Origin of the sequence: Caulobacter sp. 602-2 (assembly GCF_011043625.1) — a bacterium.
GTDB lineage: Bacteria > Pseudomonadota > Alphaproteobacteria > Caulobacterales > Caulobacteraceae > Caulobacter.
Map to the genome: position 1 here is coordinate 35,268 of NZ_JAAKGT010000011.1, position 25,095 is coordinate 60,362.

At 70.1% G+C, this 25,095-nt stretch carries 26 protein-coding genes and 1 pseudogene; 10 read left to right on the forward strand and 17 right to left on the reverse strand.

The genetic code is table 11. The features are described 5' to 3' along the window. Window positions 1-297 precede the first annotated feature (297 nt). The 3 genes from G5B46_RS19045 to G5B46_RS19055 all read left to right on the forward strand — a co-directional run bounded on the left by G5B46_RS19045 (window position 298) and on the right by G5B46_RS19055 (window position 2,790). Window positions 298-648: a DUF3060 domain-containing protein gene (locus G5B46_RS19045; protein WP_165261443.1), complete on the forward strand. Its 351-nt coding sequence runs from the start codon at window positions 298-300 to the stop codon at window positions 646-648. A gap of 138 nt (window positions 649-786) precedes the next feature. Then, window positions 787-2,088 carry an MFS transporter gene (locus G5B46_RS19050; protein ID WP_165261445.1) on the forward strand — a complete coding sequence of 434 codons (1,302 nt, stop codon included), beginning with the start codon at window positions 787-789 and terminating at the stop codon, window positions 2,086-2,088. Between the two features lie 66 nt (window positions 2,089-2,154). Beyond that, complete coding sequence (locus tag G5B46_RS19055; RefSeq protein WP_165261446.1) at window positions 2,155-2,790, forward strand: glutathione S-transferase family protein; 636 nt, start codon at window positions 2,155-2,157, stop codon at window positions 2,788-2,790. A 94-nt stretch (window positions 2,791-2,884) separates the two neighbouring features. Here G5B46_RS19055 and G5B46_RS19060 read toward each other — a convergent pair whose 3' ends face one another. Next, on the reverse strand, window positions 2,885-5,494 hold the full coding sequence (locus G5B46_RS19060; protein ID WP_165261447.1) for a TonB-dependent receptor: 2,610 nt from the start codon (window positions 5,492-5,494) through the stop codon (window positions 2,885-2,887). A gap of 265 nt (window positions 5,495-5,759) precedes the next feature. Here G5B46_RS19060 and G5B46_RS19065 point away from each other — a divergent pair, with 265 nt between their 5' ends. From G5B46_RS19065 to G5B46_RS19075, 4 genes and pseudogenes are all read left to right on the forward strand, one after another. Further along, a complete protein-coding gene (locus G5B46_RS19065; protein ID WP_165261448.1) occupies window positions 5,760-7,202 on the forward strand; it encodes a protein adenylyltransferase SelO in 1,443 nt (480 codons plus the stop codon). A 171-nt stretch (window positions 7,203-7,373) separates the two neighbouring features. After that, window positions 7,374-7,499 carry a hypothetical protein gene (locus G5B46_RS19070; RefSeq protein ID WP_101716832.1) on the forward strand — a complete coding sequence of 42 codons (126 nt, stop codon included), beginning with the start codon at window positions 7,374-7,376 and terminating at the stop codon, window positions 7,497-7,499. A gap of 80 nt (window positions 7,500-7,579) precedes the next feature. After that, window positions 7,580-7,664: pseudogene (locus G5B46_RS24525) on the forward strand (hypothetical protein); the annotation flags it as partial. Window positions 7,665-7,995: 331 nt separating this feature from the next. Continuing rightward, window positions 7,996-9,213, forward strand: a complete 1,218-nt coding sequence (locus G5B46_RS19075) for an RtcB family protein (RefSeq protein ID WP_165261449.1) — start codon at window positions 7,996-7,998, stop codon at window positions 9,211-9,213. 126 nt (window positions 9,214-9,339) lie between these two features. On the opposite strand, the gene G5B46_RS19080 is transcribed toward G5B46_RS19075, so the two are convergent. Next, on the reverse strand, window positions 9,340-10,662 hold the full coding sequence (locus tag G5B46_RS19080; protein WP_165261450.1) for an alpha/beta fold hydrolase: 1,323 nt from the start codon (window positions 10,660-10,662) through the stop codon (window positions 9,340-9,342). Between the two features lie 34 nt (window positions 10,663-10,696). Next, window positions 10,697-11,335: a DUF2306 domain-containing protein gene (locus tag G5B46_RS19085; RefSeq protein WP_240903574.1), complete on the reverse strand. Its 639-nt coding sequence runs from the start codon at window positions 11,333-11,335 to the stop codon at window positions 10,697-10,699. 106 nt (window positions 11,336-11,441) lie between these two features. On the opposite strand from G5B46_RS19085, the gene G5B46_RS19090 reads away from it, so the two are divergent. Further along, complete coding sequence (locus tag G5B46_RS19090) at window positions 11,442-12,218, forward strand: LytTR family DNA-binding domain-containing protein (RefSeq protein ID WP_165261451.1); 777 nt, start codon at window positions 11,442-11,444, stop codon at window positions 12,216-12,218. A 151-nt stretch (window positions 12,219-12,369) separates the two neighbouring features. Here the strand turns inward: G5B46_RS19090 and paoC are convergent, their stop codons facing one another. From paoC to G5B46_RS19160, 14 genes are all read right to left on the reverse strand, one after another. Continuing rightward, on the reverse strand, window positions 12,370-14,568 hold the full coding sequence (paoC, locus tag G5B46_RS19095; RefSeq protein WP_165261452.1) for an aldehyde oxidoreductase molybdenum-binding subunit PaoC: 2,199 nt from the start codon (window positions 14,566-14,568) through the stop codon (window positions 12,370-12,372). A 4-nt stretch (window positions 14,569-14,572) separates the two neighbouring features. After that, on the reverse strand, window positions 14,573-15,523 hold the full coding sequence (locus G5B46_RS19100) for a xanthine dehydrogenase family protein subunit M (protein WP_165261453.1): 951 nt from the start codon (window positions 15,521-15,523) through the stop codon (window positions 14,573-14,575). Further along, window positions 15,520-16,146 (reverse strand): aldehyde dehydrogenase iron-sulfur subunit PaoA, encoded by a 627-nt coding sequence (paoA, locus tag G5B46_RS19105; protein ID WP_165261454.1) that lies wholly within the window; start codon window positions 16,144-16,146, stop codon window positions 15,520-15,522. Before paoA ends, G5B46_RS19100 begins: the two co-directional genes overlap by 4 nt. A gap of 198 nt (window positions 16,147-16,344) precedes the next feature. Next, the gene (locus G5B46_RS19110; protein ID WP_165261455.1) at window positions 16,345-16,605 is read right to left on the reverse strand and encodes a hypothetical protein; all 261 of its coding nucleotides are present in this window, start codon (window positions 16,603-16,605) and stop codon (window positions 16,345-16,347) included. A gap of 8 nt (window positions 16,606-16,613) precedes the next feature. Continuing rightward, a complete protein-coding gene (locus G5B46_RS19115; RefSeq protein WP_165261457.1) occupies window positions 16,614-17,300 on the reverse strand; it encodes a dienelactone hydrolase family protein in 687 nt (228 codons plus the stop codon). Continuing rightward, window positions 17,297-17,995 carry a dienelactone hydrolase family protein gene (locus tag G5B46_RS19120; protein WP_165261459.1) on the reverse strand — a complete coding sequence of 233 codons (699 nt, stop codon included), beginning with the start codon at window positions 17,993-17,995 and terminating at the stop codon, window positions 17,297-17,299. The genes G5B46_RS19115 and G5B46_RS19120 overlap by 4 nt, the downstream gene beginning before the upstream one ends. Before the next feature lie 100 nt (window positions 17,996-18,095). Continuing rightward, on the reverse strand, window positions 18,096-18,602 hold the full coding sequence (locus G5B46_RS19125) for a hypothetical protein (RefSeq protein WP_165261461.1): 507 nt from the start codon (window positions 18,600-18,602) through the stop codon (window positions 18,096-18,098). Next, window positions 18,599-19,105 (reverse strand): L,D-transpeptidase family protein, encoded by a 507-nt coding sequence (locus G5B46_RS19130; protein ID WP_205691770.1) that lies wholly within the window; start codon window positions 19,103-19,105, stop codon window positions 18,599-18,601. The genes G5B46_RS19125 and G5B46_RS19130 overlap by 4 nt, the downstream gene beginning before the upstream one ends. 2 nt (window positions 19,106-19,107) lie before the next feature. Then, window positions 19,108-19,893, reverse strand: coding sequence for a hypothetical protein (locus tag G5B46_RS19135; RefSeq protein WP_165261463.1), 786 nt, complete (start codon window positions 19,891-19,893; stop codon window positions 19,108-19,110). 69 nt (window positions 19,894-19,962) lie between these two features. After that, window positions 19,963-21,063, reverse strand: a complete 1,101-nt coding sequence (gene ychF / locus G5B46_RS19140; RefSeq protein WP_165261465.1) for a redox-regulated ATPase YchF — start codon at window positions 21,061-21,063, stop codon at window positions 19,963-19,965. Between the two features lie 142 nt (window positions 21,064-21,205). Further along, the gene (locus tag G5B46_RS19145) at window positions 21,206-21,808 is read right to left on the reverse strand and encodes a DUF4304 domain-containing protein (RefSeq protein ID WP_165261467.1); all 603 of its coding nucleotides are present in this window, start codon (window positions 21,806-21,808) and stop codon (window positions 21,206-21,208) included. An 80-nt stretch (window positions 21,809-21,888) separates the two neighbouring features. Then, window positions 21,889-22,359: an NUDIX domain-containing protein gene (locus G5B46_RS19150; protein ID WP_165261469.1), complete on the reverse strand. Its 471-nt coding sequence runs from the start codon at window positions 22,357-22,359 to the stop codon at window positions 21,889-21,891. Window positions 22,360-22,585: 226 nt separating this feature from the next. Continuing rightward, window positions 22,586-23,152 carry a hypothetical protein gene (locus G5B46_RS19155; protein WP_165261471.1) on the reverse strand — a complete coding sequence of 189 codons (567 nt, stop codon included), beginning with the start codon at window positions 23,150-23,152 and terminating at the stop codon, window positions 22,586-22,588. Further along, a complete protein-coding gene (locus tag G5B46_RS19160; RefSeq protein ID WP_165261473.1) occupies window positions 23,142-23,573 on the reverse strand; it encodes a GreA/GreB family elongation factor in 432 nt (143 codons plus the stop codon). Before G5B46_RS19160 ends, G5B46_RS19155 begins: the two co-directional genes overlap by 11 nt. Before the next feature lie 221 nt (window positions 23,574-23,794). Here G5B46_RS19160 and G5B46_RS19165 point away from each other — a divergent pair, with 221 nt between their 5' ends. Continuing rightward, window positions 23,795-23,932, forward strand: coding sequence for a hypothetical protein (locus G5B46_RS19165; protein WP_165261475.1), 138 nt, complete (start codon window positions 23,795-23,797; stop codon window positions 23,930-23,932). Window positions 23,933-23,967: 35 nt separating this feature from the next. Further along, window positions 23,968-25,092 carry an alpha/beta hydrolase gene (locus tag G5B46_RS19170; protein WP_165261477.1) on the forward strand — a complete coding sequence of 375 codons (1,125 nt, stop codon included), beginning with the start codon at window positions 23,968-23,970 and terminating at the stop codon, window positions 25,090-25,092. Window positions 25,093-25,095 lie beyond the last annotated feature (3 nt).

Below are 25,095 nucleotides of genomic sequence, written 5' to 3' on the forward strand. Positions count from 1 at the left end.
GTTCGCGCGCGGGGGGAACGGGGAAAGGCGCGCGTGCGGAGCGAAAATGGGGCGAAAACGCCAGGGTTTTCCCCTGTATCGCTGGCCCCCCTTTTGTCAGGCTATGGGGTTGACGTCCCACAAGCTTCGCCGAGGTCACGATGAGCGTCCGCTCATACCGCGCCTCGCTGCGGTGATGGATGCGTGGCCAGGGCGCACCTACAAGGGCGCCGCGAGGCCGGGCGGTGCTGGGGCTGGCCCTCGACGGCGGCGGAGGTTATCGATTGTATTCCATTATTGCTCAATCTGGAGTGATTCATGAGCGTCGCGTTCACGGCATCGATCCTGGTTCTGTCGATCGCCCTGCAGGGGAGCGGCGGCATGTCGGTAGGCGGGGGCAAGACCTTGGTCTGGGGCGCGAATCACGTCGGATCGCTGGAGTGCGACGGGCGCAAGGCGACCATCAGCGGTATCGAGAACACGATCACCCTGACCGGGGTCTGCAAGACCCTGGAGGTCTCCGGCGTCGGGCATTCGGTGGACGCCGCCATCGCGCCTGGAGGTCGTCTAGTCGTCAGCGGCTCGGAGCACCGGATCCGCTGGCGATCCACCGGTGAGATCCGCCGCCAGGTCGGCGGAGTCGACAACCAGGTCGTCCAGGTGAAGTAGGGCGCAATCGACGCGCCGGCGGCCCCGCCATGTTGGGCGGGGCGGGTCCACCGCCTGGCCTTGCGGCCCGTTGCGCCCGCCACGCGCCGCTGGCACGGTCGCCGCCAAGCGGTCTTCAGCGCCGCGTGGAGGCGCGTCGTGACCCCGTTCCACCATCTGCTGGCCAACAACCTGGCGGCCAACATCACCAACTTCACGGTCTGGTTCGCCCTGACCTTCTACGTCTATCTGGAGACCCGCTCGGTGTTCGCCACCGGCATGATCGCCGGGGTCTATCTGGTGCTGACGGCGGCCTGCGGCTTCTGGTTCGGCAGCCTGGTCGACCATCACCGCAAGAAGACGGCGATGCTGGGTTCGAGCCTGGCTTCGCTGGGGCTCTACGTCCTGGCCCTGGCCGTGCACGAGGCGGCGCCGAAGGGCGCGATCGCCGATGTCGGCCGGCCCTGGCTGTGGGTGTTCATCGGCCTGTGCATGCTGGGGGTCATCGCCGGCAACATCCGGGGCGTGGCCCTGCCGACCCTGGTGACGATCCTCATTCCTGAAGGCCAGCGCGACAAGGCCAACGGCCTGGTGGGCATGGTCAGCGGGATCGGCTTTCTGACCACTTCGGTGATCAGCGGCTTCCTGGTGGCCTGGGGCGGCATGCGGCTCGGCCTCGGCTTCGCCCTGGCCCTGACGCTGGCGGCCTTCGTGCATCTGCTGGCCGTGCGGGTCGACGAGCCGCGCGCCGTCGCCGAGGCGGGCGAGCACGCCGCTCCGCGCCGGGTGGACATCGCCGGCACCGTGCGGGTGATCGCCGGGGTGCCGGGCCTGTTCGCCCTGATCCTGTTCGCCGCCTTCAACAACTTCCTGGGCGGGATCTTCATGGCCCTGCTCGACGCCTACGGCCTGTCGCTGGTGTCGGTGCAGGCCTGGGGGCTTCTGTTCGGCGTGCTGTCGACGGCCTTCATCCTCAGCGGGATCGTCATTTCCAGGACCGGCCTGGGGCCCAGTCCCCTGCGCACCCTGCTGCTGGTCAACCTGATCACCTGGGGCGTCTGCTGCGTCTTCACCCTGCAGTCGTCGATTTGGCTGCTGGCCGGCGGCTGCTTCGTCTGGATGCTGCTGGGGCCCTATGCCGAGGCCGCCGAGCAGACCACCCTGCAGAAGGTGGTGCCGTTGGAGCGCCAGGGGCGGGTCTTCGGCTTCGCCCAGTCGGTGGAGCAGGCCGCCTCGCCCCTGACCGCCTTTCTGATCGGCCCGCTGACCCAGTTCGTGGTCATCCCCTTCATGACCGACGGCGCCGGCGCGGCCGCCATCGGCGACTGGTTCGGGCGCGGGGCGGATCGGGGCATCGCGCTGGTGTTCACGGCGGCCGGCGTGGTGGGGGTCCTGGCCACGATCGCCGCCTTCAACTCACGGCCCTACCGGCAGCTGAAGGCCGCCTATGCCGCCGGCTGAGCCGCTCGCCCGGCGAGCGCCACATGCACGCCGCCCCGGATCGCAGGGGTCGGCCGGAGCCCGAAGATGGACCTGATAAGCCTTCCCGTCTCGCCCTTCGCGGCGCGCGTGCGCATCGCGATCTACGCCAAGGACCTGCCGATCGGCGTGGTCCCGCCGCCGGCGGGATGGCGCGAAAGCCGCCACTTTCGAGACCTGTCGCCGACCGGCCGCATCCCGGTGCTGCTCGACGAGCGCGGGCCGATCTGGGAGTCGGCGGTCCTGCTCGAATATCTGGAGGAGCGGTTTCCGCACGCGCAGCCCCTGCTGCCCGCCGACGTCTTCGACCGGGCGACGGCCAGGCTGCTGGTGCGTCACGTCGATCTCTACCTGATGCCGCCGATGGTGCTGCTGGCCCAGCCGCGCAACGACGAGGGCGTCGCCCGCCGGGCGGTCGAGGAGCTGTTGAGCGGCGTGGCCATGCTCGACGGACTCCTGAACGGCGCGGGGTACGCGGTCGGCGACCAGCTGACGATCGCCGACTGCGCCCTGGCGCCGGCCCTGTTCGCGCTGGGCGTGACGGCCGAGCGCCTGGGGATGGACCTGATCGAGCCCGGGTCGGCCGTCGACGCCTACGCCCGGCTTTCACGGCGCGACCCCCATGTGGGGCGCGTGATCGGAGAGATGGAGCAGGGGCTGCGCCTGCTGGTGCGGGTCGACTAGCCGGGTGACGCGGGCTCCAACGAAAAAGGGCGGCCCGTGCGGACCGCCCTTTCCCTGCCCCGGGAGCCCGTCGCCGGGCCCCTAGCCGTCTTGCTTAGAACTTCGACCGCAGCGTCACGCCGTAGGTGCGCGGCGCGCCGAGGAAGGCGTCGTAGGTGAGGGTGTCGTTGGCCGGGTTGTAGACCTTGTTGGTCGCCGACAGGCCCGAGGAGCCTTGCAGCGGGCCGTTGAACACCACCTGGTAGTAGTTCTTGTCGAGCAGGTTCTGGGCCCACAGTTCGACCGCCCACTTGTCGTCGGCGTCGCCCAGGCCGACCCGGGCGTTGAGCAGCGGGAAGGCCTTCTGCTGCTTGAACGGGAACAGGTCCGAGCCGGTGTTGTATTCCGAGGAATACTTGCCGCCGACGTTGTACTTGGCCTTCAGCGAACCGCCGACCGAGTGCTCGTAGCTGATCGAGGCCGAGGCCGACCATTCCGGCGCGAACGACATCTGCGAGCCGGGCAGCAGGACCAGGGCGTTGGTCGGGTCGTTGGCGATCGGCTGGTCGCCGTACTCGGTCTTGGAGTAGGTCGCGCCGCTCTGGATGGTCAGGCCGCGCACCGGGGTGAACCACAGGAAGTCGATGTCGACGCCCTTGGAGGTCACTTCCTCGACCGAGCGCACCGCGAACGAGGTGCCCAGGAAGGTGTTCAGCTGGAAGTCGCTGAACTTCTGGTAGAAACCCGTGACGTTGAACAGCACCGTGCGATTGAACAGGGTGTTCTTCACGCCGATTTCGTAGCTGTCGACGAACTCGGCCGGGAACGAGGTGTCGGTGATCGGCACCACGCCCACGCCGCCCGAGGGCAGGCCGTTCGACGACTGGGTGCGGTCGAGGTTGAAGCCGCTGCCCTTGTAGCCGCGGGCGTACGAGGCGTAGGTGAACACCGACGGGTTCAGGCGGTAGCTGGCCTTGACCGTACCGGTCCACTCACGCTCGCTCAGGCTCTGCTTGGTGCCGCGGCCGTTGAACAGCGGGTTGGCCCAGGGCAGGCACATGTTGCCGACGACGGTCGAGACCAGGCTGGTGCCCGTGGCGGTGCCGAACAGGGCGGCCGGAACGCCGCGGCCCACCAGGGTGGAGGCGACGCGGGCCTGGCCCGCCGGGGTCAGCAGCACGCCGCAGGCGTTGGAGGCGCCCGTCTGGTAGGTGTCGAGGTCCTTCTCTTCGGCCGTGTAGCGCAGGCCCACGGTGATATCGAAGGCGTCGGTGATCTTCAGCGTGTTGTTGGTGAACAGCGCCACGGTCTTGGAGCGCTGGTTGTAGGTGTCGTGCAGGCCGGTGCCGGCGGTGAACGAGCTGCCGTAGGGCAGGGCGGTGATCTGCGAGGCGAACAGCGCGCTGTTGGCCTGGTTGACCGTGATGCCGGCCGGAGCCAGGGCGCCGGCGACGCCCGACAGGACGATCGTCGACATGTAGGCTTCGTAGTCGCTGCCGAAGCGGAAGTTGGCTTCGTTGTCCAGGCGCTCATCGGCCAGGAAGGCGCCGACCAGCCAGTTCAGGCGCTCGGTGCTGCCGGCCAGGCGCAGTTCCTGGCTGAAGGTGGTGAACTCGGCGTAGTTGGTGCCGTCCTTGGCGCGGTAGGTGATGTCGGCGGCGGTGAAGTCGCTGTCCTGGCCGCTGTCGATGCGCCAGTTGCGGATGGCGCTGATCGAGGTCAGCGTGCCGATCGGCAGGTCGATGTCGGCCTGCAGCGAGATGCCCTTGTCCTCGATCTCCTGCGGCGCGCCGCGGTTGGAGTAGGCCACGCGCTTGAACGGATCGGCCGGGTTGGCGATGCCGACGCCGCCCTGCGACAGGGCGTTGACCACGGCCGCGGTCGGGCCGGTGCGGATCTGCACGGCGCCGCAGCAGTTTTCGTCGCGCTTGGTGTAGTCGGCGATGATCTTGAAGGTCGAGTTGTCGTCCGGCACGAACAGCAGCTGGCCGCGCACGGTGTAGAAGTTCTGGTCGGCGTCGTGCTTCTCGCCGCTCGGACCCTTGCCGGTGATGACGTTGTTGAAGCCTTCGCGCTCGCGGGCGGCGGCGTAGAGGCGGCCGGCCCACTTGTCGCTGCCGAACAGCGGACCGGTGACCGAGGCCGCCGCGCCGAAGGCGTTGTAGTTGCCGGCGGTCAGCTCGCCGTTGGCCCCGAAGCCGAACTCCGGCTCCTTGGTCATGATGTTGATGACGCCGGCCGAGGTGTTCTTGCCGAACAGGGTGCCTTGCGGGCCCTTCAGCACCTCGATGCGCTCCATTTCGCCCAGGTCGCCGAACGACACGCCGTTGCGGGGACGATAGACGCCGTCGATGACGATGCCGACCGAGCTTTCCAGGCCGGGGTTGTCGCCGACGGTGCCGACGCCGCGGATGCGGGCGGTGGTCGAGGCTTCCGACGTGGTCGACGTCACCGTGAGACCCGGAGTCAGGATCGTCAGGTCCTTGATGTCGCGCACGCCGGTGTCCTGCAGCAGCTTGGCGCCGACCGCAGTGACCACCACCGGGGTGTCCTGCAGGTTCTGCTCGCGCTTCTGGGCGGTGACGATGATGCTGTCGACGGTAAGGGTTTCGGGCTCTTGGGCGGCCGCCGCGGCCGAGTCCTGAGCATGGGCGACGCCGATGGCGGCGACGCCCGCGAGCACGACGGCGGAGGCCGTGCCGCGAAGCACCTGGGTAAAGCGCATTTCCTACCTCGGTTCGTTATGACGAGAGCGCTTGCACCGCCCCCGCCGGTTTTTTGATTGGCCTTCACCCGAACGATCGTTCGAATGGACAGCCAATGGTTATGGGCGCTCCGTATGCTCGGCAAGCGAAAACCTTGCTGTGAAACGGTTCGAAGGTTCCTGTTGCGAAACTGCGACAGCGTTATGCGAACATGCCGAGGTTCTTAAAATCGCCGATCCGGGGGCTTCCCTTGCGCCGGAGGGGCGGCGGGCGCATCTGGCGTCCATGCCGGTCTCCGCACGCTTCCGCCCCGATTCCCGCTTCGCCCCGCTGGGGAGCGAGTTCGCCGACCCGGTGGAGGCCGCCGACTTTCCGGAAACGATCCTGCGGTTCCGCAACGATCGGGCCGCCGCCAGCGTGGGGCTGGACGAGTTGAGCGACGCCGAGTGGATCGCCCATTTCGGGCGGTTCACCCCCCTGCCGGGCGCCCAGCCGAACCCGCTGGCCATGCGCTATCACGGCCACCAGTTCCGTTCGTACAACCCCGAGCTCGGCGACGGCCGGGGCTTCCTGTTCGCCCAGGTGCGCGAAGCCGGAACCGACCGCCTGCTCGACCTGGCCACCAAGGGCTCGGGCCAGACGCCGTGGTCGCGGCACGGCGACGGCCGGCTGACCCTGAAGGGCGGCATGCGCGAGATCCTGGCCGCCGGCCTGCTGGAGGCGCTGGGCGTTCCGACCTCGCGGGCCTTCTCCCTGATCGAGACCGGCGAGGCCCTGACCCGCGGCGACGAGCCCAGCCCCACCCGATCGGCGGTGCTGACCAGGCTCTCGCACAGCCACATCCGCCTCGGGACCTTCCAGCGCCTGGCCTATTTCGATCGCGCCGACCTGATCGGGACGATGGTCGACCACGTGGTCGAGACCTATTTCCCGCACCTGGCCGACGCGCCCGACCGCCCGGCGGCGATGTTCGAGGAGGTTGTCGTGCGCACCGCTCGCCTCGTGGCCCGCTGGATGGCCGCCGGCTTCGTGCACGGGGTGCTCAACACCGACAACATGGTCGTCACCGGCGAGAGCTTCGACTACGGACCCTGGCGCTTCCTGCCGCGCAACGACCCCAATTTCACCGCCGCCTATTTCGACCATTCGGGGCTCTACAGCTTCGGCCGCCAGCCCGAGGCGGGGTTCTGGAACCTGCAGCAGCTGGCCGCCTGCCTGGTGCTGGTCAGCCCCGACCAGGCCGGCCTGATCGCGGCGCTGAACCGCTTTTCCGACGCCTACAAGGACGGCCTGCGCGAGGCGATGATCGCCCGCCTGGGCGTCAAGGGGCGGGGCGGCGAGGCCGATGTCGAGCTGGTCAACGCCGCCTTCAAGGCCCTGGCCGAGGGGACCAAGCTGGCCGGCGGCGAGGCCCTGCGCTGGGAGCCGTTCTTCTTCGACTGGTTCGGCGGCGAGGCCTCGCAAGCCCGCGCGCTGGAGGGGCCGCGCGGCGCGCTCTACCAGGATCCGGCTTTCGCCGATTTCCGCTCGCGGCTTTCGGGTTTCGAGCCCGACCGTCCCGAAAGGCTGGAAAACCCCGTGTTCGGACGATCCGAGCCCGAGGAGCTGCTGATCGAGGAGGTCGAGGCCCTGTGGGCGCCGATCGACCAGGCCGACGACTGGGCGCCGCTGAACGCCAAGCTGGCCAGGATCGAGGCGGCGCGAAAGGCCTACGGCCTTCATGTGTAATCTGGACGACTGACATAAGTTTGAGGCATTTATGCCGCATGCTGAGTTTTCCGGAGTCGCGACCGGAACCAACGTCAAGCTTGCGATTTAAGCGTGCTGGACGGTGGTCTAACAACCCTGCGGCCAACCCCCTGCCGACCAGGCCGGGCGGGACAAGGTGGAGAATAACGCATGCGCATCTTCCAACCGATCATGCTGGTCTGCGCCGTGGCCCTGTCGTTCATCGGCGCCCTTGGCCTGCCGGGCTGCGCCCGCGCCATCGGTGAAGCCCTCTCGGACGGTCCTGAACTGGCCTAGAGTTCCTTCTCCCCTTGCGGGAGAAGGTGTCATCCGCAGGATGACGGATGAGGGGTCTCTCAAACGGGAGGCGCCTCACCCAGCCTTTCCGCTGTCGCGGCGTCGGTCATCGACCCCTCACCCGACCCGCTTCGCGGGCCACCCTCTCCCGCAAGGGGGGAGGGGCATATTTGCCACACCGCCCGCAACTTCCGCGCGCGCCGCTCGCTCGACGCTGGCGCGGGTTCGCATAACCCTGTAATCGCCCGCCTCCCGATAAGGACCTCGAAGATCATGGCGCGCAAAGCCCTGCCGATCATGCCCGTCAGCTATCAACTCGACCGCCAGGTCGAGGGTAATGACGCGCGCGTGTCGGAGGGGATGACGGCCTAGGTCCAAGCGGACTTCGGGAAGTACGAGAAAACCCCTCCTGGCCTTGGCCGGAGGGGTTTTTCGTTTTTGCGCGGAAATTCCTTCGCCCATGACGCCGGGAGGGCCGATTGGAAAGGAGAAGCCCATGGGAGGCTTCACGCATATCGAAAGCGAAGGCGCGCCGATCAAGGCGTGGACGCAAGGGGTGCCGATCGAGGACTCGGCGCTCAAGCAGCTGCGCAACGTCGCCAGCCTGCCGTTCATCCACAAGCACGTGGCGGTGATGCCCGACGTGCACTGGGGGATGGGCGCCACCGTCGGCTCGGTGATCCCGACCTGGAAGGCGATCATCCCGGCCGCCGTGGGCGTCGACATCGGCTGCGGCATGATGGCGGTGCGCACCTCGATCCGCGCCGAGCATCTGCCCGACAACCTGTTCGGAATCCGCTCGTCGATCGAGGCGGCCGTGCCCCACGGCCGCACCGACAACGGCGGGCGCAACGACAAGGGCGCCTGGCAGACCGAGCCCCCGGCGATCGCGGCGGCCAAGTGGGCGGAGCTGAAGGCCGGCTACGACGACGTCGTCGACCGCAACCCCAAGGCCGCCCACCCGCGCGGGTTCGGGCACCTGGGCACGCTGGGCACGGGCAACCACTTCGTCGAGCTGTGCCTCGACGAGGCCGGCGACGTCTGGGTGATGCTGCACTCGGGCTCGCGCGGGGTCGGCAACCGGTTCGGGACCTACTTCATCGAGCGGGCCAAGCACGAGATGCGCCGCTGGTTCGTGAACCTGCCCGATGAGGACCTGGCCTACTTCGCCGAAGGCAGCGACGGCTTCGTCGACTACGTGCGGGCCGTGGCCTGGGCCCAGAAGTACGCCCGGGCCAACCGCGAGGTGATGATGGACCAGGTGCTGGGGGTGCTCCGCGAGCATTTCCCGGACCTGGTGGTGACGCAGGAGGCGGTGAACTGCCACCACAACTACGTCTCCAAGGAGAAGCACTTCGGCAAGGACGTCTACCTGACCCGCAAGGGCGCGGTGTCGGCCAAGGCCGGGGAGCTGGGCATCATCCCCGGCTCGATGGGCGCCAAGTCGTTCATCGTGCGCGGCAAGGGCAACCCGGACTCGTTCTGCACCTGCTCCCACGGGGCGGGCCGCGCGATGAGCCGCAACGAAGCCAAGCGCCGGTTCACGGTGGAGGACCACGTCGCGGCCACGGTCGGCGTGGAATGCCGCAAGGACGAAGGCGTGATCGACGAAACCCCGATGGCCTACAAGGACATCGACGCGGTCATGGCCGCCCAGAGCGATCTGGTGGAGATCGTCCACACGCTGCGCCAGGTGGTGTGCGTGAAGGGATAGCCGCGTGACAGCCGAAAGTGTGTGCGGTTTCGGCGGCCGTCACGCGGCCGCTTGGAGACGAGCCTGCATGCAGGCTCTAGGACGCCGTCCGGTCGCAAGACCGGGCGGCGTTTCCGCGTGCGGACGTCAGTCGCTCGCCGGCATGACGACGAAGCGACCTTTGGCCGGAAGCCGCCGGTCCTCGATCCAGGTGGCGACCAGGTCGAACAGGCCGCCGGGATGAGCGCTGACGGTTCCGTCCGGCGTGTGGACGCGCTCGATCAGCCCGTGGTCGGCCTTGGGGTAGACGACGACGTCGAGGTCGGACCGCCGGACCTGCGTCTGGCGCAGGATCTCCTGGGTGGCCTCGCTGGGCGCCTGACGGTCGGCGCCGCCCAACAGCCACAGCTGGCGCGCCTCGATCCTTTCGATGACCGGACGGGGTTCGTAGTCGAAGCTCAGGCCCTGAGCTGCCGTGGGTCCGCCGGCCCTGGCCTCGGCGCCCGACATCGTCAGCAGTATGCCCGTGTACGACCGGGGCTGGATGGCCGCCAGCCAGGGCCGGCCGGCGTGGGTCGCGCGGAAGGCGTCCAGTTCCTCCAGGCCGTCCTGGAAGTTGGAGCGGACGATCCGTTCGGTGAGGGCGGTCAGCGAGCGGGCCTCGGCGAGGACGTCTTCGCCGAAGCCGGCCGCGCGCAGCTGGTTCTCGACGATCCGACGGTCCTGGGCGATCGGCCCTTCGGCCATGGCGAAGGCGGGGATCACGAAATCCAGCGGCGCCAGCGTCGCCGTCAGGGGCGCGACCCAGCCGCCCTGGCTGGCGCCGATCACGCCGATCCTGCGCACGCCCGGCGCCAGTCGCCGGGCTTCGGCGACGGCGGCCGCGGTGTCGCGGGCGCGGACGTGGAAGTCCGCCGAAAGCGATCCGCCCGAGGCGCCCGTGCCGCGCTTGTCGTAGACGAAGACCGCCACGCCCCGCCGCGCCAGTTCGTACTGCCAGACGACGTCGTCGGTGGAGGGATCGTTGTTGGAGCCGTCGATCCAGACGGCCAGGGCCTTGGCCCGGCCGCCCGTCGGGCTCACCAGCTTGCCGTGCAGCGTGACCCCGTCGCCGGCGAAGTCGGTCTGGGTCTCGGCCAGGGGCAGGCGCGCGCCCTCCACGGTCCTTCCCGACCGCGTCAGCCGCAGCCCGCCGCCATCGCAGGGGCCGAAGACGACCCGGAGCGGACCGCCGACATAGGCGCCGTCGGCCTCCTCGCGCAGCCGGCCGAACACGCCGCTCGACAGCGTGAACTGCAGATCTCGCGGATGGCCGCCGTGGCCGGTGATGGTCACGTACTGTCCGTCCGGCAGGGCGTAGGCGCCCAGCCGGCAGCGCAGGGCCGGGTCCAGGCGGGTCTGGGGTACGGCGTCGAGGGAGGGCGCGGTCGCGATCACGGCGGCGAGGGTCGCGGCAAGCAGGGACGGCATGTCGTTCTCTGGGCTGGTTGGGGCGTGGACGGGTTCAGGTCGTCTTGGGGCGCGCGAGCCGCAGCCAAAGCTCCGCCGCGACCAGGTTCGGAACCCAGGCCAGGAAGGAGATGGCGCGATACCAGGGCGGGAGCGGCAGTTCCAGGATCATCACCAGCGGCAGGTAGAGCCGCAGGGTGACGGCCGCCAGGGTCAGGGCCCAGGACCGGATCATCCAGCGGCGGTGCTCGGCCAGGCGTCCCTGCACGGCGGCGCGCCAGCCCAGGATGTTCACGGCGATCCAGAGGACGGCGAGCGAGGAAAAGCCCGCCGTCGCGATCGGGCCGGCCCAGGAGCCGAACGCCAGGATCAGGCCCGCTCCGCCGCCGACCAGGCAAGCAAGGACGTAGACCCGCCCCGTCCAGCGATGCGGCGGCCTCGCGCCCCGGCGCAGGGCCGGAATGAACTGCAGCGATCCGACCACCAGCGCGACGACCGACCCGGCGACGTGGATGACCAGCCAGGGAACGCCGTGCGGATTGCCCAGGGCCTGCCTCGGCGTGGTCGGCGGATGCAGCAGGTAGCGGGCGGAGTAGGCCGCGATCCCGAGGCTGAGCAGCGCTACGGCCGTCCAGGCCAGGCGGGCGCGCCAGGACATGGTCGCGGGGCGGAAGGGGGCGGCGGCGGTGGTCAAGGCGAAGGCTTCCCGAGGTGATTTCTCCGAACCTCGTTGCCGGGCGGGCGGCGGCTCGCTAGGCCTTGCTTCGCGAACGGCGCCGGGGCTGCGCGAACGGGACGGCATGGACAGCGGGACGGACGAACGGGGCGGTTGGGCGATCGCGCGACGATGGGCGGTCGATCTGGCCATGCTGGCGGCGGTGGGCCTGCTGATGGGCTTCCTCGCCCCTTTCGCCTCCGAGCGCCTGCCCGCCGTCGGCCGCTATCTCCACTGGATGATCTGCATGGTCGGGGGCGGGCTGATCGGCATCGCCGTCGACGCGCTGCTGGCGCGGCTGGCGGCTTCGGGCTGGCGACGGGTGCTGGCGGTCTCCCTGGTCATGACGCCGCCGGTGACCCTGCTCGTGCTGGTCGTCCAGCATCTGCTGGCGGGCGGGCCGCTGAGCTGGCCAGGCTTCTGGGTGCTGCTTTGGCAGGTGTGGCCGATTTCGCTGGCGCTGATGGCGGTGCGGGCGCTGGTCTGGCGGCGCCGGGACGCCCGGGTCGAGACGCGGACGATCATCGCTCCGCCTCTGCCCGAGGCCGAGGCGGTGTTCCGGCGGCGGCTTTCGGCCAGGCGCCGCGCGGCGCGGCTGATCGCCGTCGAGGCGCACGACCACTATCTGAAGGTCCACACCGACGCCGGGGCCGAGCTGATCACCCTGCGTTTCGCCGACGCCCTGGGCGAACTGGCCAGCGCCCATGGCTGGCGCGTCCACCGCTCGTGGTGGGTGGCGGCCGACGCGGTCGAGACGGTGCGCTGGCGACGGGGCGCGGGCGAGCTAAGCCTCGCCGGCGGCCTGGCCGCCCCGGTCAGCAGGACCTACGCCCCGGTGCTGAAGGAAGCCGGCTGGTTCTAGCTTCGGCCACCACAGCCCGCTCAATCCCCGCGAAGGCGGGGACCCAAGCTGACTTTCAGGCTCACCTGTGTCGGCGACCAACCTTCCGATCCCGCTTGGATCCCCGCCTTCGCGGGGAAACTCGGAGCAAGGGGCGCGGAAGCTACGCCCCTCACGCCAGGACCGGCATCTTCTCCAGCAGCTTGTCCAGCGTCACCGGGTACTCGCGCACCCGCACGCCGGTGGCGTTGTAGATGGCGTTGGCCACCGCGGCGCCGACGCCGCAGATGCCCAGTTCGCCGACGCCCTTGGCCTTCATCGGCGAAGACATCGGGTCGGTCTCGTCGAGGAAGATCACGTCCTGGTGCGGGATGTCGGCATGCACCGGCACCTCGTAGCCGGCCAGGTCGTGGTTGGCGAAGAAGCCGATGCGCTTGTCGACGACCAGTTCCTCCATCAGCGCCGCGCCGGCGCCCATGACCATGGCCCCGATCACCTGGCTGCGGGCCGACTTCGGATTGAGGATCCGGCCCGCGGCGCAGACGGCCAGCATCCGGCGGATGCGGATCTCGGCCGTCCAGGCGTCGACGCCGACCTCGACGAAGTGGGCGCCGAAGGTCGACTGCTGGTGGGTCCTGGTGAGGTCGCCGTACTCCATGAAGTCCTCGGCGGTGACCGGGCCCGAAGCGGCGGCCTTTTCCAGCGGCAGGCTCTGGTTGTTCAGCTTCACGCGGCCGTCGGCGAACTCGGCCTTGGCCGGGTCGAGGCCCAGCTTGCCGGCGACCGCCTCGCGCAGCTTCATGCAGGCGGCGTAGACCCCGGCGGTCGAGCTGTTGGCGCCCCACTGGCCGCCCGAACCGGCCGAGACCGGGAACGACGAGTCGCCCAGGCGCACGTTCACGCGGTGCAGCGGCACGCCCATCATCTCGGCCGCGGTCTGGGCGATGATGGTGTAGCTGCCGGTGCCGATGTCGGTCATGTCGGTCTCGACGGTGACGACGCCGCTGGTCTCCAGCCGCACGCGGGCGGCCGACTTCATGACGAGGTTGTTGCGGAAGGCCGCCGCCACGCCCATGCCGACCAGCCAGCGGCCGTCGCGGGCCTGGCCGGGCGTCTTGGCGCGCCGGCTCCAGCCGAACTTGTCGGCGCCGGTGCGCAGGCACTCGTTGAGCCTGCGCTGCGAGAACGGCCGGCTGGGCTTTTCCGGGTCGACCTGGGTGTCGTTGAGCACGCGGAAGTCGATAGGATCCATGCCCAGCTTCTCGGCCATCTCGTCGACGGCCACTTCCAGGGCCATCAGGCCGGGCGCCTCGCCGGGGGCGCGCATGGCGTTGCCCTCGGGCAGGTCGAGCACCGCAAGCCGGGTCTTGGTCATGCGGTTTTCGCCCGCATAGAGCAGGCGGGTCTGCTGCACGGCGGTCTCGGGACCGCCGCCGGGCAGGTCGCCCGACCAGCTTTCGTGGCCGATGGCCAGGATCTTGCCCGCCTGGTCGGTCCCGATGCGGATGCGCTGCAGCGTCGCGGGCCGGTGGGTGGTGTTGTTGAACATGAAGGGCCGGGGCAGGGCCAGCTTCACCGGCCGTCCCGCCGCCTTGGCGCCCAGGGCCGCCAGGATGGCGTCGGCCCGCACGAACAGCTTGCCGCCGAAGCCGCCGCCGATGAACGGCGACATCAGCCGCACGTTCTCGCGCGGGATCCCCAGGGTCTTGGCGACGTCGCCGGCGCCCCAGGCGATCATCTGGTTCGAGGTCCACAGGCTCAGCTTGTCGCTCTTCCAGGCGGCGATGCTGGCGTGGGGCTCCATCATCGCATGGGCGTGGTCGGGCGTGGCGTAGTGCTCGTCCAGCTTCACCGGCGCGGCGGCGAAGGCGGCGTCGAAGTCGCCGAAGGCGCTGTCGGGCCCACCGTCCTTGGGCTTGGTCGCGCCGTCCTTGGCCGAGACCAGGTCGAACGTCCCCTTGGCGCGCTCGTAGTCCGCCTTCACCAGGCCTGCGGCGGCGCGGGCCTGCTCGAAGGTCTCGGCGACCACCACGGCGATGGCCTGGTGGTAGTGCTGGATCTCCGGCCCGCCCAGCAGCATGGCGGTGTTGAAGTCGCCCTTGGCCAGCTTGCCGGCCTCGGCGGCGGTGACGATCGCCAGCACCCCCGGCGCGGCCTTGGCGCGCGAGAGGTCGATCGAGGTGATGCGGCCCTTGGCGATCGCCGCGCCGACCACGTAGCCGTAGGCGATGTCGGGGATCGCGTCGTGGCGCTCGTAGGCGTAGGGGGCGCGGCCGGTGGTCTTCATCGGACCGTCGATGCGGTCGACCGGCTTGCCGACCACCTTCAGCTGGTCGATCGGGTTGGTCGTGGCGGGGGTGTCGAACTTCATGGCCTCAGCCCCTCGCTTCGGTGACGGCCGCGCCGATCGCGCGCTCGGCCAGGGTCAGCTTGAAGGCGTTCTGGCTGGTGGTGCGGGCGCCGGCCAGCAGGCCCTCGGAGACGGCTTTCGCGCCGCGCGGCAGGGCGGCCTCGGCCGCCTCCACCCGCCAGGGCTTGTGGGCGACGCCGCCCAGGGCCACCCGTCCCGAGCCGTCCTTGTGGATCACGCTGGCCACCGAGACGAGCGCGAAGGCGTAGGAGGCCCGGTCGCGCACCTTGCGATAGGCGTGAACCCCGCCGATCGGCCTGGGCAGGGTGACGGCGGTGATCAGTTCGCCGCGCGCCAGGGCGGTTTCGACGTGGGGCGTCTCTCCGGGCAGGCGGTGGAAGTCGGCGATCGGGATCGAGCGCTCGGCGCCGTCCGGGCCGACGGTCTCGACGCTAGCGTCCAGCACGCGCAGGGCCACGGCCATGTCGCTGGGATGGGTGGCGATGCAGGCCTCGCTGGCGCCCAGCACCGCGAGGGTCCGCGTGAAGCCGCCGATGGCCGAGCAGCCCGCGCCCGGCGTGCGCTTATTGCAGGGCATGTTGGTGTCGTAGAAGTACGGGCACCGGGTGCGCTGCAGAAGGTTGCCGGCGGTTGTGGCCTTGTTGCGCAACTGGCCCGAGGCGCCGGCCAGCAGGGCGCGCGAAAGCACGCCGTAGTCCTTGCGCACCCGCTTGTCGGCCGCCAGGTCGGTGTTGCGCACCAGGGCGCCGATGCGCAGGCCGCCGTCCTTGGTCGGCGTGATCTCGTCCAGCTTCAGGCCGTTCACGTCGATCAGCCGCGCGGGCGTCTCGATCTCCAGCTTCATCAGGTCGAGCAGGTTGGTGCCGCCGGCGATGAAGCGGGCGGCCGGGTCGGCGGCCAGCGCCGCGGCGGCTTCGCGCGGGCTCTTGGCGCGCTCGTAGGAAAACGCCCTCATGCCTTTGCTCCGGCGACTTCGGCCACGGCCTCGACGATGTTGGAATAGGCCCCGCAGCGACAGATGTTGCCGCTCATGCGCTCGCGCAGCTCGGCCTGGCTGAACTCGACCTTGGCCGTCAGGTCGGCGGTGACGTGGCTGGGCACGCCGGCCCGAATCTCTTCGAGCACCGCCTTGGCCGAGCAGATCTGGCCCGGCGTGCAGTAGCCGCACTGGTAGCCGTCGTGCTTGACGAAGGCCGCCTGCAACGGGTGCAGCTTCTCCGGGCCGCCCAGGCCTTCGATCGTGGTGACCTCGTCGCCCTCGTGCATCACCGCCAGCGACAGGCAGGAATTGATCCGCCGGCCGTCGACGATGACGGTGCAGGCGCCGCACTGGCCGTGGTCGCAGCCCTTCTTGCTGCCGGTCAGCTTCAGGTGCTCGCGCAGGGCGTCCAGCAGGGTGGTGCGGGTGTCCAGCTCCAGGGTCTGGCGCTGGCCGTTGACCGTGAAGGACACCTTCATCAGCGTGGGTTGTTCGGCGGGCGCGGCCGAGGCCATGCCCGGAGCCGCCGCGACGCCCACGGCCGCGCCGGTCGCCATCACTTCGCGCCTGGAAAGCTGAAGGTCGTCGAGTATCGCCATCCCATCCTCCGGTCCTCCACGCGCCAAGGGTCCGCGGTTAAAGCGGCCGGGCGCGCGGGCGGTTTCGTCGCGGGTGTCGGCCCAGCGAAAACGGGAAAGCGTAACAGGGACGGGCTGGACGCATTAGCCGCCCCAAGGTGCACGGGGTGTTGAGCAGCGCTCAACAATCCCGATCGAGTTTCGCGCGTTGGGCTGCGCTCAGAGCTTCGATATGAAGCGCTCACGCAGGGCCGCGCCGCCGATGATCACGGTTACGACGGTGATGCAGAAGAAGGCGGAGGCGGCGAGCTCAACCGCCCCGAGGTGAGGCCATTGATCGACCGAAACGGCGGCGCACACGATCATCAGGATCACCGACCAGACGGCGATCCGCGAGAGCAGCTTCAGGCCGCGAAAGATTTCGACGGCCGCGACGACCAGCCCCAGGGCTGCCGCGCAGCAGAACAGCAGGATTTCCAAGCGCGGTCCTACGCCTCGCCCTTGCTGCCGCCTGAGCGTTGGAAGAGCTGCAGGGTGCGCAGCATCGACAGGCGGGCGCTGTCGGGGTGGTGGCCGCTGGGGGCGACGAAGGCGTGGCCGGCGTCGTACTGGTGGATCGGCAGGTCGGGATGGGCCGCCTCGATCGCCGCCACGTCGGCGAGGGGGATCATCTCGTCGGTCTTGCCGAAGTGCAGGATGGTCGGGACCTTCGGCGTCTCCTCGCGATAGCGGACGATGTCGCCGCCGTAGAAGCACGAGACCGCCGTCACGCCGTGGGCGCGGGTCGAGGCCAGCCAGGCGGTCGTGCCGCCGAAGCAGAAGCCCATGACGAACACCGGGCCCTCCAGGGCGTCGATGGCGGCCTGGACACGCGGCACGCTGGCCGCGCCCCAGCCGGCCTGCTCGCCCAGCGCCATGCGCTGGTCGAGGATCGCAGGGTCGGTGTTGTGCTCGGGCCAGGGGGCGTCGGCGCTGTCCAGCAGGTCGGGGGCGATCACCTCGTAGCCGTGCTCGGCCAGGCTTTCGCTGAACTCGCGGATGTGCGGGGTGATCCCCCAGATGGCGTGCAGGATCACCAGGCCGCCGCGCCGGGCCTCGCCGGGCTGGACGTGGAAGGCCGACAGCGGGCCGCCGTCGCGGTCGCACAGGGCGATGCGGGTTCCGGCGGCGGTCATGCGCCGGCGCCTTCCTGGGAGGCGGCGACTTCCTCGAACAGCGCCACGGTGCGCTCGCGGGCCAGTTCGGCGTCGGCCAGGTCGCTGTCGGGGCGGCCGTCGTTGTTGAAGCCGTGGCCGCTGGCTTCGTAGACGTAGACTGGCGCGTCGGGGTGGGAGGTCCAGATCGCCGCCTTGGTCGCCTCGGCGTCGATGTGGGCGTCCTTGGCGCCCAGGTGGACGATCACCGGGCAGTGCAGGGGCAGGGCCGCATTGGCCCGCACCTGGCTGCCGTAATAGCTGGAGCCGGCGGCCAGGCCTTCCAGCTTCGAGGCCGCCAGCCACACCAGCGATCCGCCCATGCAGTAGCCGACGGCGAACACCGGGCCCTTGTCCTTCAGGGCGTCGATGCAGGCCTGGATGTCCGACAGCATGGCCGGCATGCCCACCTGGCCGACGGCGGCGACGCCGTTCTGGAAGCCCTCGGGGTCATGTTCGGCGACATAGCCGGGGGTGACGCGGTCGAATAGCGATGGCGCGATGGCTTCGTAGCCGCGGGCGGCCCAGCGCGCGAGGTCGGCCTGCACGTACTGGTCCAGGCCGAAGATCTCCTGGATCACCACCACCCCGCCCTTGCGCGGCCCCTGCGGCTGCACGCTCAGGGCGGAGAACGTAAAGCCGTCGATGGCGGAGGTCAGGGTGAGGGTGTCGGCCATGGGGGGCTCCGGCGTCTTGTTCAGGCGCGCGCATCCAGAACCGCGCCGCCTTTGCGGTCAAGGCGCGCCGTCGCCGAAGTTCGACAGCCGGGCGGGTCCCTCAGGCCGCGTTTCGCGGCTTGCGGCCGAAAAGGTGCGGCGCCCGCCTGCGGATGGCGGCCTGCAGGGCGGTGCGCGACAGGTCGAGGCCGCCGACCTCGATGTCCACGGTGAAGGGGCCGGTGCGGTCGGAGGCCTGCTGCTCGACGACCGGCGGCGGGGTCAGGGTCAGGCTCAGCACGTGTCCGTCCTCGCCGCGGTTTTCGTACCTGGCCGACAGGATGCGGGACCAGGGCAGGAAATAGAGCGGGTCCTTGCGCGTCTCGCGCCAGCTGAGACCTTCGCCCGCGATGATCAGGCGCGGGACGCGGTCCCGGATCAGCAAGGGGACGCCGATCACGCACCAGGCGGCGGCCAGGCCCAGCACGATCCAGGGCGGATGGTCGCCCTGCGCGGCGCGCCAGCCCATCCATGCGGCGGCGATCAACAGCATGATCGCCGAGCTGATCACGGCCTTGCGCCAGTCGCGGCGCGCCACCAGCGGGCCGGCGTCGGTGATGTCGGTCATGGCTCTATCCTCACCCGCGCGCCGTCGCGCACAAGTTTCCAGACCTCTTCTATCTCCGGGTCCGTGACGGCGATGCAGCCGTCGGTCCAGTCTCGGCCCTTGTAGAGCGCCGAAAGGGCGCCGCGGCCGTTGGGCAGGCCGTGGATCATGATGTCGCCGCCGGGGTCGACGCCCCGGGCGCGGGCGGCGGCGGCCTGGGCCGGGGTCGGGTAGCCGATCCGCAAGGCCAGGTGGAAGCGGCTGTTGGGATTGCGGCCGGTGATGCGGTAGTCGCCTTCCGGCGTGCGCCGGTCGCCCTGCCGGGTCTTCGGCGCCAGGCCCCCGCCGCCCAGCGAGACCGCATAGGTCCGCACCAGCCTCTGGCCGGCGTAGAGGCGCATGCGGTGGGCGGCCTTCTCGATGACGATGCGATCGACCGAACCTTCGATCGCCGGCGGCTGGGCCGTGGCCGCGCCGCAGCCGGCCAGGACGAGCATCATCGCCGCGAGCAGCAGGGCGCGCATGTTCAGAACTCCGGATCGGCGGTCGCCGAGGGCGGGATGACGATCTCGATGTCGGCCACGTTCGCGTCGGCCGCGACGGGGATCAGCCGCAGGCGTCCGCCCAGCGCCTCCAGCGTGGCGGCGCCGTCCGGGCCTCGGGCCAGGGTTCGTCGCCGGGTGGCCGGCGGCCGGCCGTCGCTTTCGACCTTGAGGTCGATCGCCGCCCCCTCGGGGGTCCATCCGGCGAAGGCGATGGTGAAGCGCAGGGGCGCCAGGCCCTCGATCGGGCCGGGCTCGACCAGCACGGGTCCTGCCAGCGGCGCCTTGGGGGTGAAGCGGCGGATGATCGGGTAGTGCGGCGGCGAGGCCTCGACCCAGCGCACCACGCCGTTGACGAAGGGCAGGCAGGCCGCGGCGTCCTTCGACGGCGCGGACGTCGCGGCGCACCAGATCGTCTGGTTGCCGCCATGGTGCACCTGGCCGATCTGGCCCAGGCGGCGCTGCTCGCGGGTCGTGGCCACGCTGGAGAAGGACTGGCGGACGCCGATGACGCGCGTTCCGGCCGGCAAGGCCACGCGTCCGTCGCGCAGCACGTCCTGGCTCAGGACGCCGGTGAACGCGAGGCGTACGGGCAGGGCGACGAGGGCGTCGCCGACGGCGGCGCGGCCGGCCGGGCGCACGGTCAGGGGGCCGTCCGCCTTGAGGGCGTGAACCGCCTCGCCGCCGGTCGGCCGGGGTGCGGGCGTCAGGGTTTCCTGCGGCGAAGACAGGAGGAGCGCCAGCGCGCCCCCGATGATCCACGAAGCCACGACCTGACCGAACTCCCCACGCTGAGGCGGGCAAGCTCGGCCAGGCGGCGATCTATTTCAAGCCTGCGATCAGACGTTGAAGCGGAAGTGCATCACGTCGCCGTCCTTGACGACGTATTCCTTGCCTTCCGAACGCATCTTGCCGGCTTCCTTCGCGCCGGCTTCGCCGTTCAGCTTGACGTAGTCGTCATAGGCGATGGTTTCGGCGCGGATGAAGCCCTTCTCGAAGTCGGTGTGGATCACGCCGGCGGCCTGCGGGCCGGTGGCGCCCACCGGGATCGTCCAGGCGCGGGCTTCCTTGGGGCCGACCGTGAAGTAGGTCTGCAGGCCCAGCAGCTTGTAGGCCTCGCGGATCAGGCGGTTGAGGCCCGGCTCTTCCAGGCCCAGGGTCTCGAGGAACTCGGTGCGCTCGGCCTCGTCCAGCAGAGCGATCTCGCTCTCGATCTGGGCCGAGATGACCACGCTCTTGGCGTTGTCCTGCTTGGCGCGTTCGGCCACCAGGTCGGAGAACTTGTTGCCCTTGTCGGCGCTGCCTTCGTCGACGTTGCAGACATAGAGGGCCGGCAGCGAGGTCAGGAGCTGCAGCATGGCCCAGGCCTTGGCGTCTTCCTTGTCGATCTGGGCGGCGCGGGCCGGACGGCCGGCGCGCAGCTGCTCCAGCGCCAGGTTGATCAGGCGCAGGGTGGCGATCATTTCCTTGTCGCCGCCGCTCTTGGCGCGCTTCTCGACGTTGGGCAGGCGCTTTTCCAGGCTTTCCAGGTCGGCCAGCATCAGCTCCATCTCGATGATCTCGAGATCGGCGATCGGGTCGATGCGGCCTTCGACGTGGGTGATGTCGCCGTCTTCGAAGCAGCGGGCCACGAAGGCCACGGCGTCGCAGTCGCGGATGTTGGCCAGGAACTGGTTGCCCAGGCCTTCGCCCTTGGAGGCGCCGCGGACCAGGCCGGCGACGTCGACGAAGTTGATGCGGGCCGGGATGATTTCCTTCGAACCGGCGATGGCGGCCAGCGCGTTCAGGCGCGCTTCCGGCACGGCCACGTCGCCGGTGTTCGGCTCGATGGTGCAGAACGGGTAGTTGGCGGCCTGGGCCGACGCCGTCTGGGTCAGGGCGTTGAACAGGGTGGACTTGCCGACGTTGGGCAGGCCGACGATGGCGACTTTCAGGGCCATGGAACTCTCGTGAATTTCGTTGGGCGGGCGCTTAGCACGGATTGTGCTGGAAGTCGCGGGGCGCGGGCGCCGAGGGCATGGCGGTCCGCCGGATCGCTTGCGGGCGACATCGGCCAGCGGCGGTCCTGTCGTTTCGCCAGGGTCAGCCGTCGATGATCGCGCGCATTTCGGCCTTGCCCAGCGCCGTGCCGTTGCCGGTGCGCTCGTTTTCCTGCAGCGCCAGGCGTGCGAAAGCCCTGGCGGCGTCGTCCTGGCCTTCGGCCTTTCTGGTCGTGGCGAAGATGGAGGCGGCGAAGGCCTTGTCGATGGCGAAGCCCCGCAGGTCATAACTCCCCGTCGCCAGGGCCTCGGCGGTCATGATGCGTATCGGCGAATCCGGAGCGGCAAGGGCGGCGAAGGCCGGGCGGCCGATTTCGACATAAACCCGCGCGGCCTTGGCGACGGCGGCGTCCATGCTGGCGCGCGACTTGCCGTAGCGCCACCACTGGTCCGTACCCCGCAGGGCGAGGCGGCGGCCGAACCGGCAATGGATGTCGGTGATCTTGCGAATGTCCTTCAGGCCCTCGATCGGCAGGCTGAGGGGATGGAGGCCGAGATTGATCGCGAACCGGTCGCCGTAGGTCGAGCCCTGCACCTGGACGGTCAGGGCCAGGCCGTCGACGAAGCGGCGGTAGTTGCGTCCCGAGCCGGTGAAGCCGTCCTCGCGCAGCAGCGGCGCGAGGTGCTCGCGGATCGAGGTCTCCAATTTATGTGGAGGCTCGGGCGCCGCCGGCGGGGCAGGGGCGGGCCGCAGTCGGCCGATAAGTCGCGCCAGCCAGTCCATGCTCACCACATCGGGTCGATTTCGGCGCCCTTCAGGGCTTCGGCGATGCGTTGGCGGGTGGCGTCGGTGACGTCGTCGGGCAGGGCGTCGGGGTGGAACCAGCCGATCTCGTGGATCTCGCCCTGCTCGGCAGCCTGGCACGGCTCCCAGGCATGGATGCGGTAGACCAGCACGTGGTCGCCCGGGTGGCGCGGTTCGTTACTGTGGATCGACAGCAGGGTGGGGCGGCCGATGACGCGCACGCCGGCCTCTTCCTTCATCTCGCGCACGAGAGCGGTCTCGGCGACCTCGCCGCGCTCGACCCCGCCGCCGGGCAGGTACCAGCCGGGGACGTAGGTGTGCTGGATCATCAGCACGCGGCCCTCGGCGTCGGTGGCCAGGCCGCGCACGCCCAGGGTCAGCCCCCGGCTCATGCGGAACCAAGCGTAGACGAAGGGGCGGGTGTAGGGTTCGACTTTTCGGCGCCAGAGCATGGGCGCCAGACTAGGCTGCTTCGACGCCGGGCGGCAGGCCTTGCTCCGCCGAACATTGGCCGCTAAAGCCGGAGGCGAGGAAACAACAACCAAGCCGGAGCGGCGCCAACATGCTCGCGATCCTGATCATCGCCATCTTCCTGGGCGTCATCGTCGGCCTGAACGCCTTCGAGTTCGGCCGCATCGACTGATCCGGTCCGCGCGGCGGTTTCCCGCCGCGCTGCTTCTAGTCCCCGACCCGCGCCATCAGCCGCCGGCCGCCGGCGCGCATCAGGAAGCGGGTCTCGGCGTTGGCCGGGATGCGGGGATCGTCCCACAAAGCCAGCTGCAGCCAGGCCTCGATGCGCAGGCGGCGGGTGAGGCCGCGCGCCGTCTCGAAAGCGTCGCCCAGGTCGCGCACGGCCCGGGCCTCGACGGCCTCGGCCACCGCCTCGCCGTCGGCCAGCATCGGATCGGCGCCGGCCAGCACCCAGGCGCGAACGTCCTCGCGGGCCTCCAGCGACGGCGACAGGTCCTCGGCGAAGAACAGCGGCCAGTGCGACAGGGGGCGACGGCCCTCGGCGAGATCGCCGGCCGCCAGTTCCAGGGCGCGGCTGAGCAGCTGGTCGCGGGCCACGGGCGAATGGGCCAGGTCCTCGGCGTGCAGCGACAGTCGCGTGGCGGCCTCGCGCGGCGAAGTTCCGGAAGCGGCCTGGTCCACGTGATCGGCGGCGGCCAGCAGGGCCGCCGCGGCGGCCGCGCCCACGCCATGTCCGGGACTGGGGCAGGGGCCCAGCACGTCGTCAGCCGTCATTGCGCACCGCCAGCACCAGGATGGTCCGCGTCCGGCCGCCGGCTTCCGTCCAGGAAAAGCGCTGGCGGGGTTTGAGGCCCAGCAGGGCCGCGCCGATCGGGGCGGTGACCGACACGCGACGCTCGTCGATGCTGGCCTCCTGGGGCATGGCCAGGCGGATGGTGCGCACCCGGTCGCGGTCGAGGTCGTGATAGTCGACCTCCGAACCCAGGCGCACGCGGTCGGCGGCGGGCCTGCCCTCGACCACGGCGGCGCGTTCCAGTTCCACCGCCAGCAGCGCCTGGCCGGGCGCTGCGCTGGGGTGGGCGATCAGGGCGGCGAGGGCGTCGTAGTCCGCCGCGCAGACGGTGATCGGCGGGCGCGGGTCGCGCTTGGTCGCCCCAGGGGCGGCGCGTGGAGAGAGGGGCGGGGAGGCGGGCATGAAGGCGCTCCTGGCGTTTGGCCATGCGGCATGGCGCGGCGTCGCGGCCTTGGTCGCGCGCCGTAGTAATTGGGGTAGGCGCGCAAGTTTTCTGGACCTCGACCGGTTATGTGTCGAAGTCTTGCGCAACGCTGTTGTCGATGTGGTTTTCGTCCCGAGCCCGGCGCACACGCGTCGATAGGGGCTCGGGACTAGGCTCCTGCGATGAGGTGGCCCGCCCTGTGCTGTTCGCGATTGAAGAATTCGATGCGATACATGGTGACGACATCATAGGTAAGGCAGCGCTGCTGTCAAATCAGGCAATCGGTGTGATCGTCGTTCGCGCGACGCGGGTCGCCGAAGCGGCCGCGGGCGGCTAAACGAGGCGCTGGTCCTTTGCGCCGGAGAGTCGCCCATGTTCCATCGCCTGCCGGCGCTCGCCGCCGCCGTCGCCATCCTGCTGGCCGGTCCCGCCCTCGCCCAGGACCCGAACGCGCCGCCCCCGACCGAGGCGCACTACGCCACCGCCCGGGCGATGATCGCCGACCGCCAGAAGATCGTGGCCCCGAACGGGATCCAGGTGCTGGAGCAGGTGAACCTGAACGGCCTGCCGCAGTGGGTCTCGATCCGCGGCGTCGACAAGGCCAATCCCGTGATCATCTACGTCCACGGCGGTCCGGGCGCGACCGAGATGGGCCGGTCCTGGCCCTACCAGCAGGGCTGGGAGGACTGGTTCACCGTCGTGCAATGGGACCAGCCGGGGGCGGGCAAGACTCTGCGCTCGGGCGGCGAGGCGGCCAACCGCGCGCACCTGTCGCGGGCCCAGATGACCAAGGACCTGCTGGCGCTGATCGACGACGTGCGGGCCCGCGTGGGCGCGCGCAAGGTGATCCTGCTCGGCCACTCGTGGGGCAACGTCATCGCCCTGGACGCGGCCATGGCGCGGCCCGACCTGGTCGCGGCCTATGTGGGCGTCGGGCCGCTGTTCGCCCTGCGCGCCAACGAGGCCGCCCAATACGAGGCGCTGCTGAAGATCGCCGCCGAGCGCAAGGACGAGACGGCCCTGGCCGAACTGAAGGCCATCGCCCCCTATCCCGGCGACGGCGAGATCCCGTTCGCCAAGGTCAATGTCGTGCGCAAATGGGTGATGGCCTACGGAGGGCTGGCCGCCTATCGCGACAACGCCGACTTCTATTTCCGCGCCGCGCGCCTGTCGCCGCTCTATGACTATGCCGACCGCCTGGCCATCGACCAGGGCGGCCAGCTGTCGGTGCCGGCCCTGCTGCCCGACATGACCGCTGTGGATCACACGAAGATCGCGGCGACCAAGTTCCCGGTCTTCATGTTCCTGGGTCGCCACGACATCACCACGCCCTCGTCGGTGATCGAGCCGTGGCTGGGCCGCCTGAAGGCGCCGAAGAAGCAACTGGTGTGGTTCGAAAACTCCGCCCACCTGCCCCCGCACGAAGAGCCCGGCAAGTTCCTGGTCGAACTGGTCGACAAGGTGCGGCCGCTGGCGGTGGAGAAGCCGGCGAAGTAGGAA

Bases quoted from the DNA above. Each gene is read 5' to 3' on its own strand.
- G5B46_RS19045 (WP_165261443.1), top strand. From the start codon at position 298: ATGAGCGTCGCGTTCACGGCATCGATCCTGGTTCTGTCGATCGCCCTG.
- G5B46_RS19055 (WP_165261446.1), top strand. From the start codon at position 2,155: ATGGACCTGATAAGCCTTCCCGTCTCGCCCTTCGCGGCGCGCGTGCGC.
- G5B46_RS19060 (WP_165261447.1), bottom strand. From the start codon at position 5,494: ATGCGCTTTACCCAGGTGCTTCGCGGCACGGCCTCCGCCGTCGTGCTC.
- G5B46_RS19065 (WP_165261448.1), top strand. From the start codon at position 5,760: ATGCCGGTCTCCGCACGCTTCCGCCCCGATTCCCGCTTCGCCCCGCTG.
- G5B46_RS19070 (WP_101716832.1), top strand. From the start codon at position 7,374: ATGCGCATCTTCCAACCGATCATGCTGGTCTGCGCCGTGGCCCTGTCG.
- G5B46_RS19075 (WP_165261449.1), top strand. From the start codon at position 7,996: ATGGGAGGCTTCACGCATATCGAAAGCGAAGGCGCGCCGATCAAGGCG.
- G5B46_RS19080 (WP_165261450.1), bottom strand. From the start codon at position 10,662: ATGCCGTCCCTGCTTGCCGCGACCCTCGCCGCCGTGATCGCGACCGCG.
- G5B46_RS19090 (WP_165261451.1), top strand. From the start codon at position 11,442: ATGGACAGCGGGACGGACGAACGGGGCGGTTGGGCGATCGCGCGACGA.
- paoC (WP_165261452.1), bottom strand. From the start codon at position 14,568: ATGAAGTTCGACACCCCCGCCACGACCAACCCGATCGACCAGCTGAAG.
- G5B46_RS19100 (WP_165261453.1), bottom strand. From the start codon at position 15,523: ATGAGGGCGTTTTCCTACGAGCGCGCCAAGAGCCCGCGCGAAGCCGCC.
- paoA (WP_165261454.1), bottom strand. From the start codon at position 16,146: ATGGCGATACTCGACGACCTTCAGCTTTCCAGGCGCGAAGTGATGGCG.
- G5B46_RS19115 (WP_165261457.1), bottom strand. From the start codon at position 17,300: ATGACCGCCGCCGGAACCCGCATCGCCCTGTGCGACCGCGACGGCGGC.
- G5B46_RS19120 (WP_165261459.1), bottom strand. From the start codon at position 17,995: ATGGCCGACACCCTCACCCTGACCTCCGCCATCGACGGCTTTACGTTC.
- G5B46_RS19125 (WP_165261461.1), bottom strand. From the start codon at position 18,602: ATGACCGACATCACCGACGCCGGCCCGCTGGTGGCGCGCCGCGACTGG.
- G5B46_RS19130 (WP_205691770.1), bottom strand. From the start codon at position 19,105: ATGCGCGCCCTGCTGCTCGCGGCGATGATGCTCGTCCTGGCCGGCTGC.
- ychF (WP_165261465.1), bottom strand. From the start codon at position 21,063: ATGGCCCTGAAAGTCGCCATCGTCGGCCTGCCCAACGTCGGCAAGTCC.
- G5B46_RS19150 (WP_165261469.1), bottom strand. From the start codon at position 22,359: ATGCTCTGGCGCCGAAAAGTCGAACCCTACACCCGCCCCTTCGTCTAC.
- G5B46_RS19155 (WP_165261471.1), bottom strand. From the start codon at position 23,152: ATGACGGCTGACGACGTGCTGGGCCCCTGCCCCAGTCCCGGACATGGC.
- G5B46_RS19160 (WP_165261473.1), bottom strand. From the start codon at position 23,573: ATGCCCGCCTCCCCGCCCCTCTCTCCACGCGCCGCCCCTGGGGCGACC.
- G5B46_RS19170 (WP_165261477.1), top strand. From the start codon at position 23,968: ATGTTCCATCGCCTGCCGGCGCTCGCCGCCGCCGTCGCCATCCTGCTG.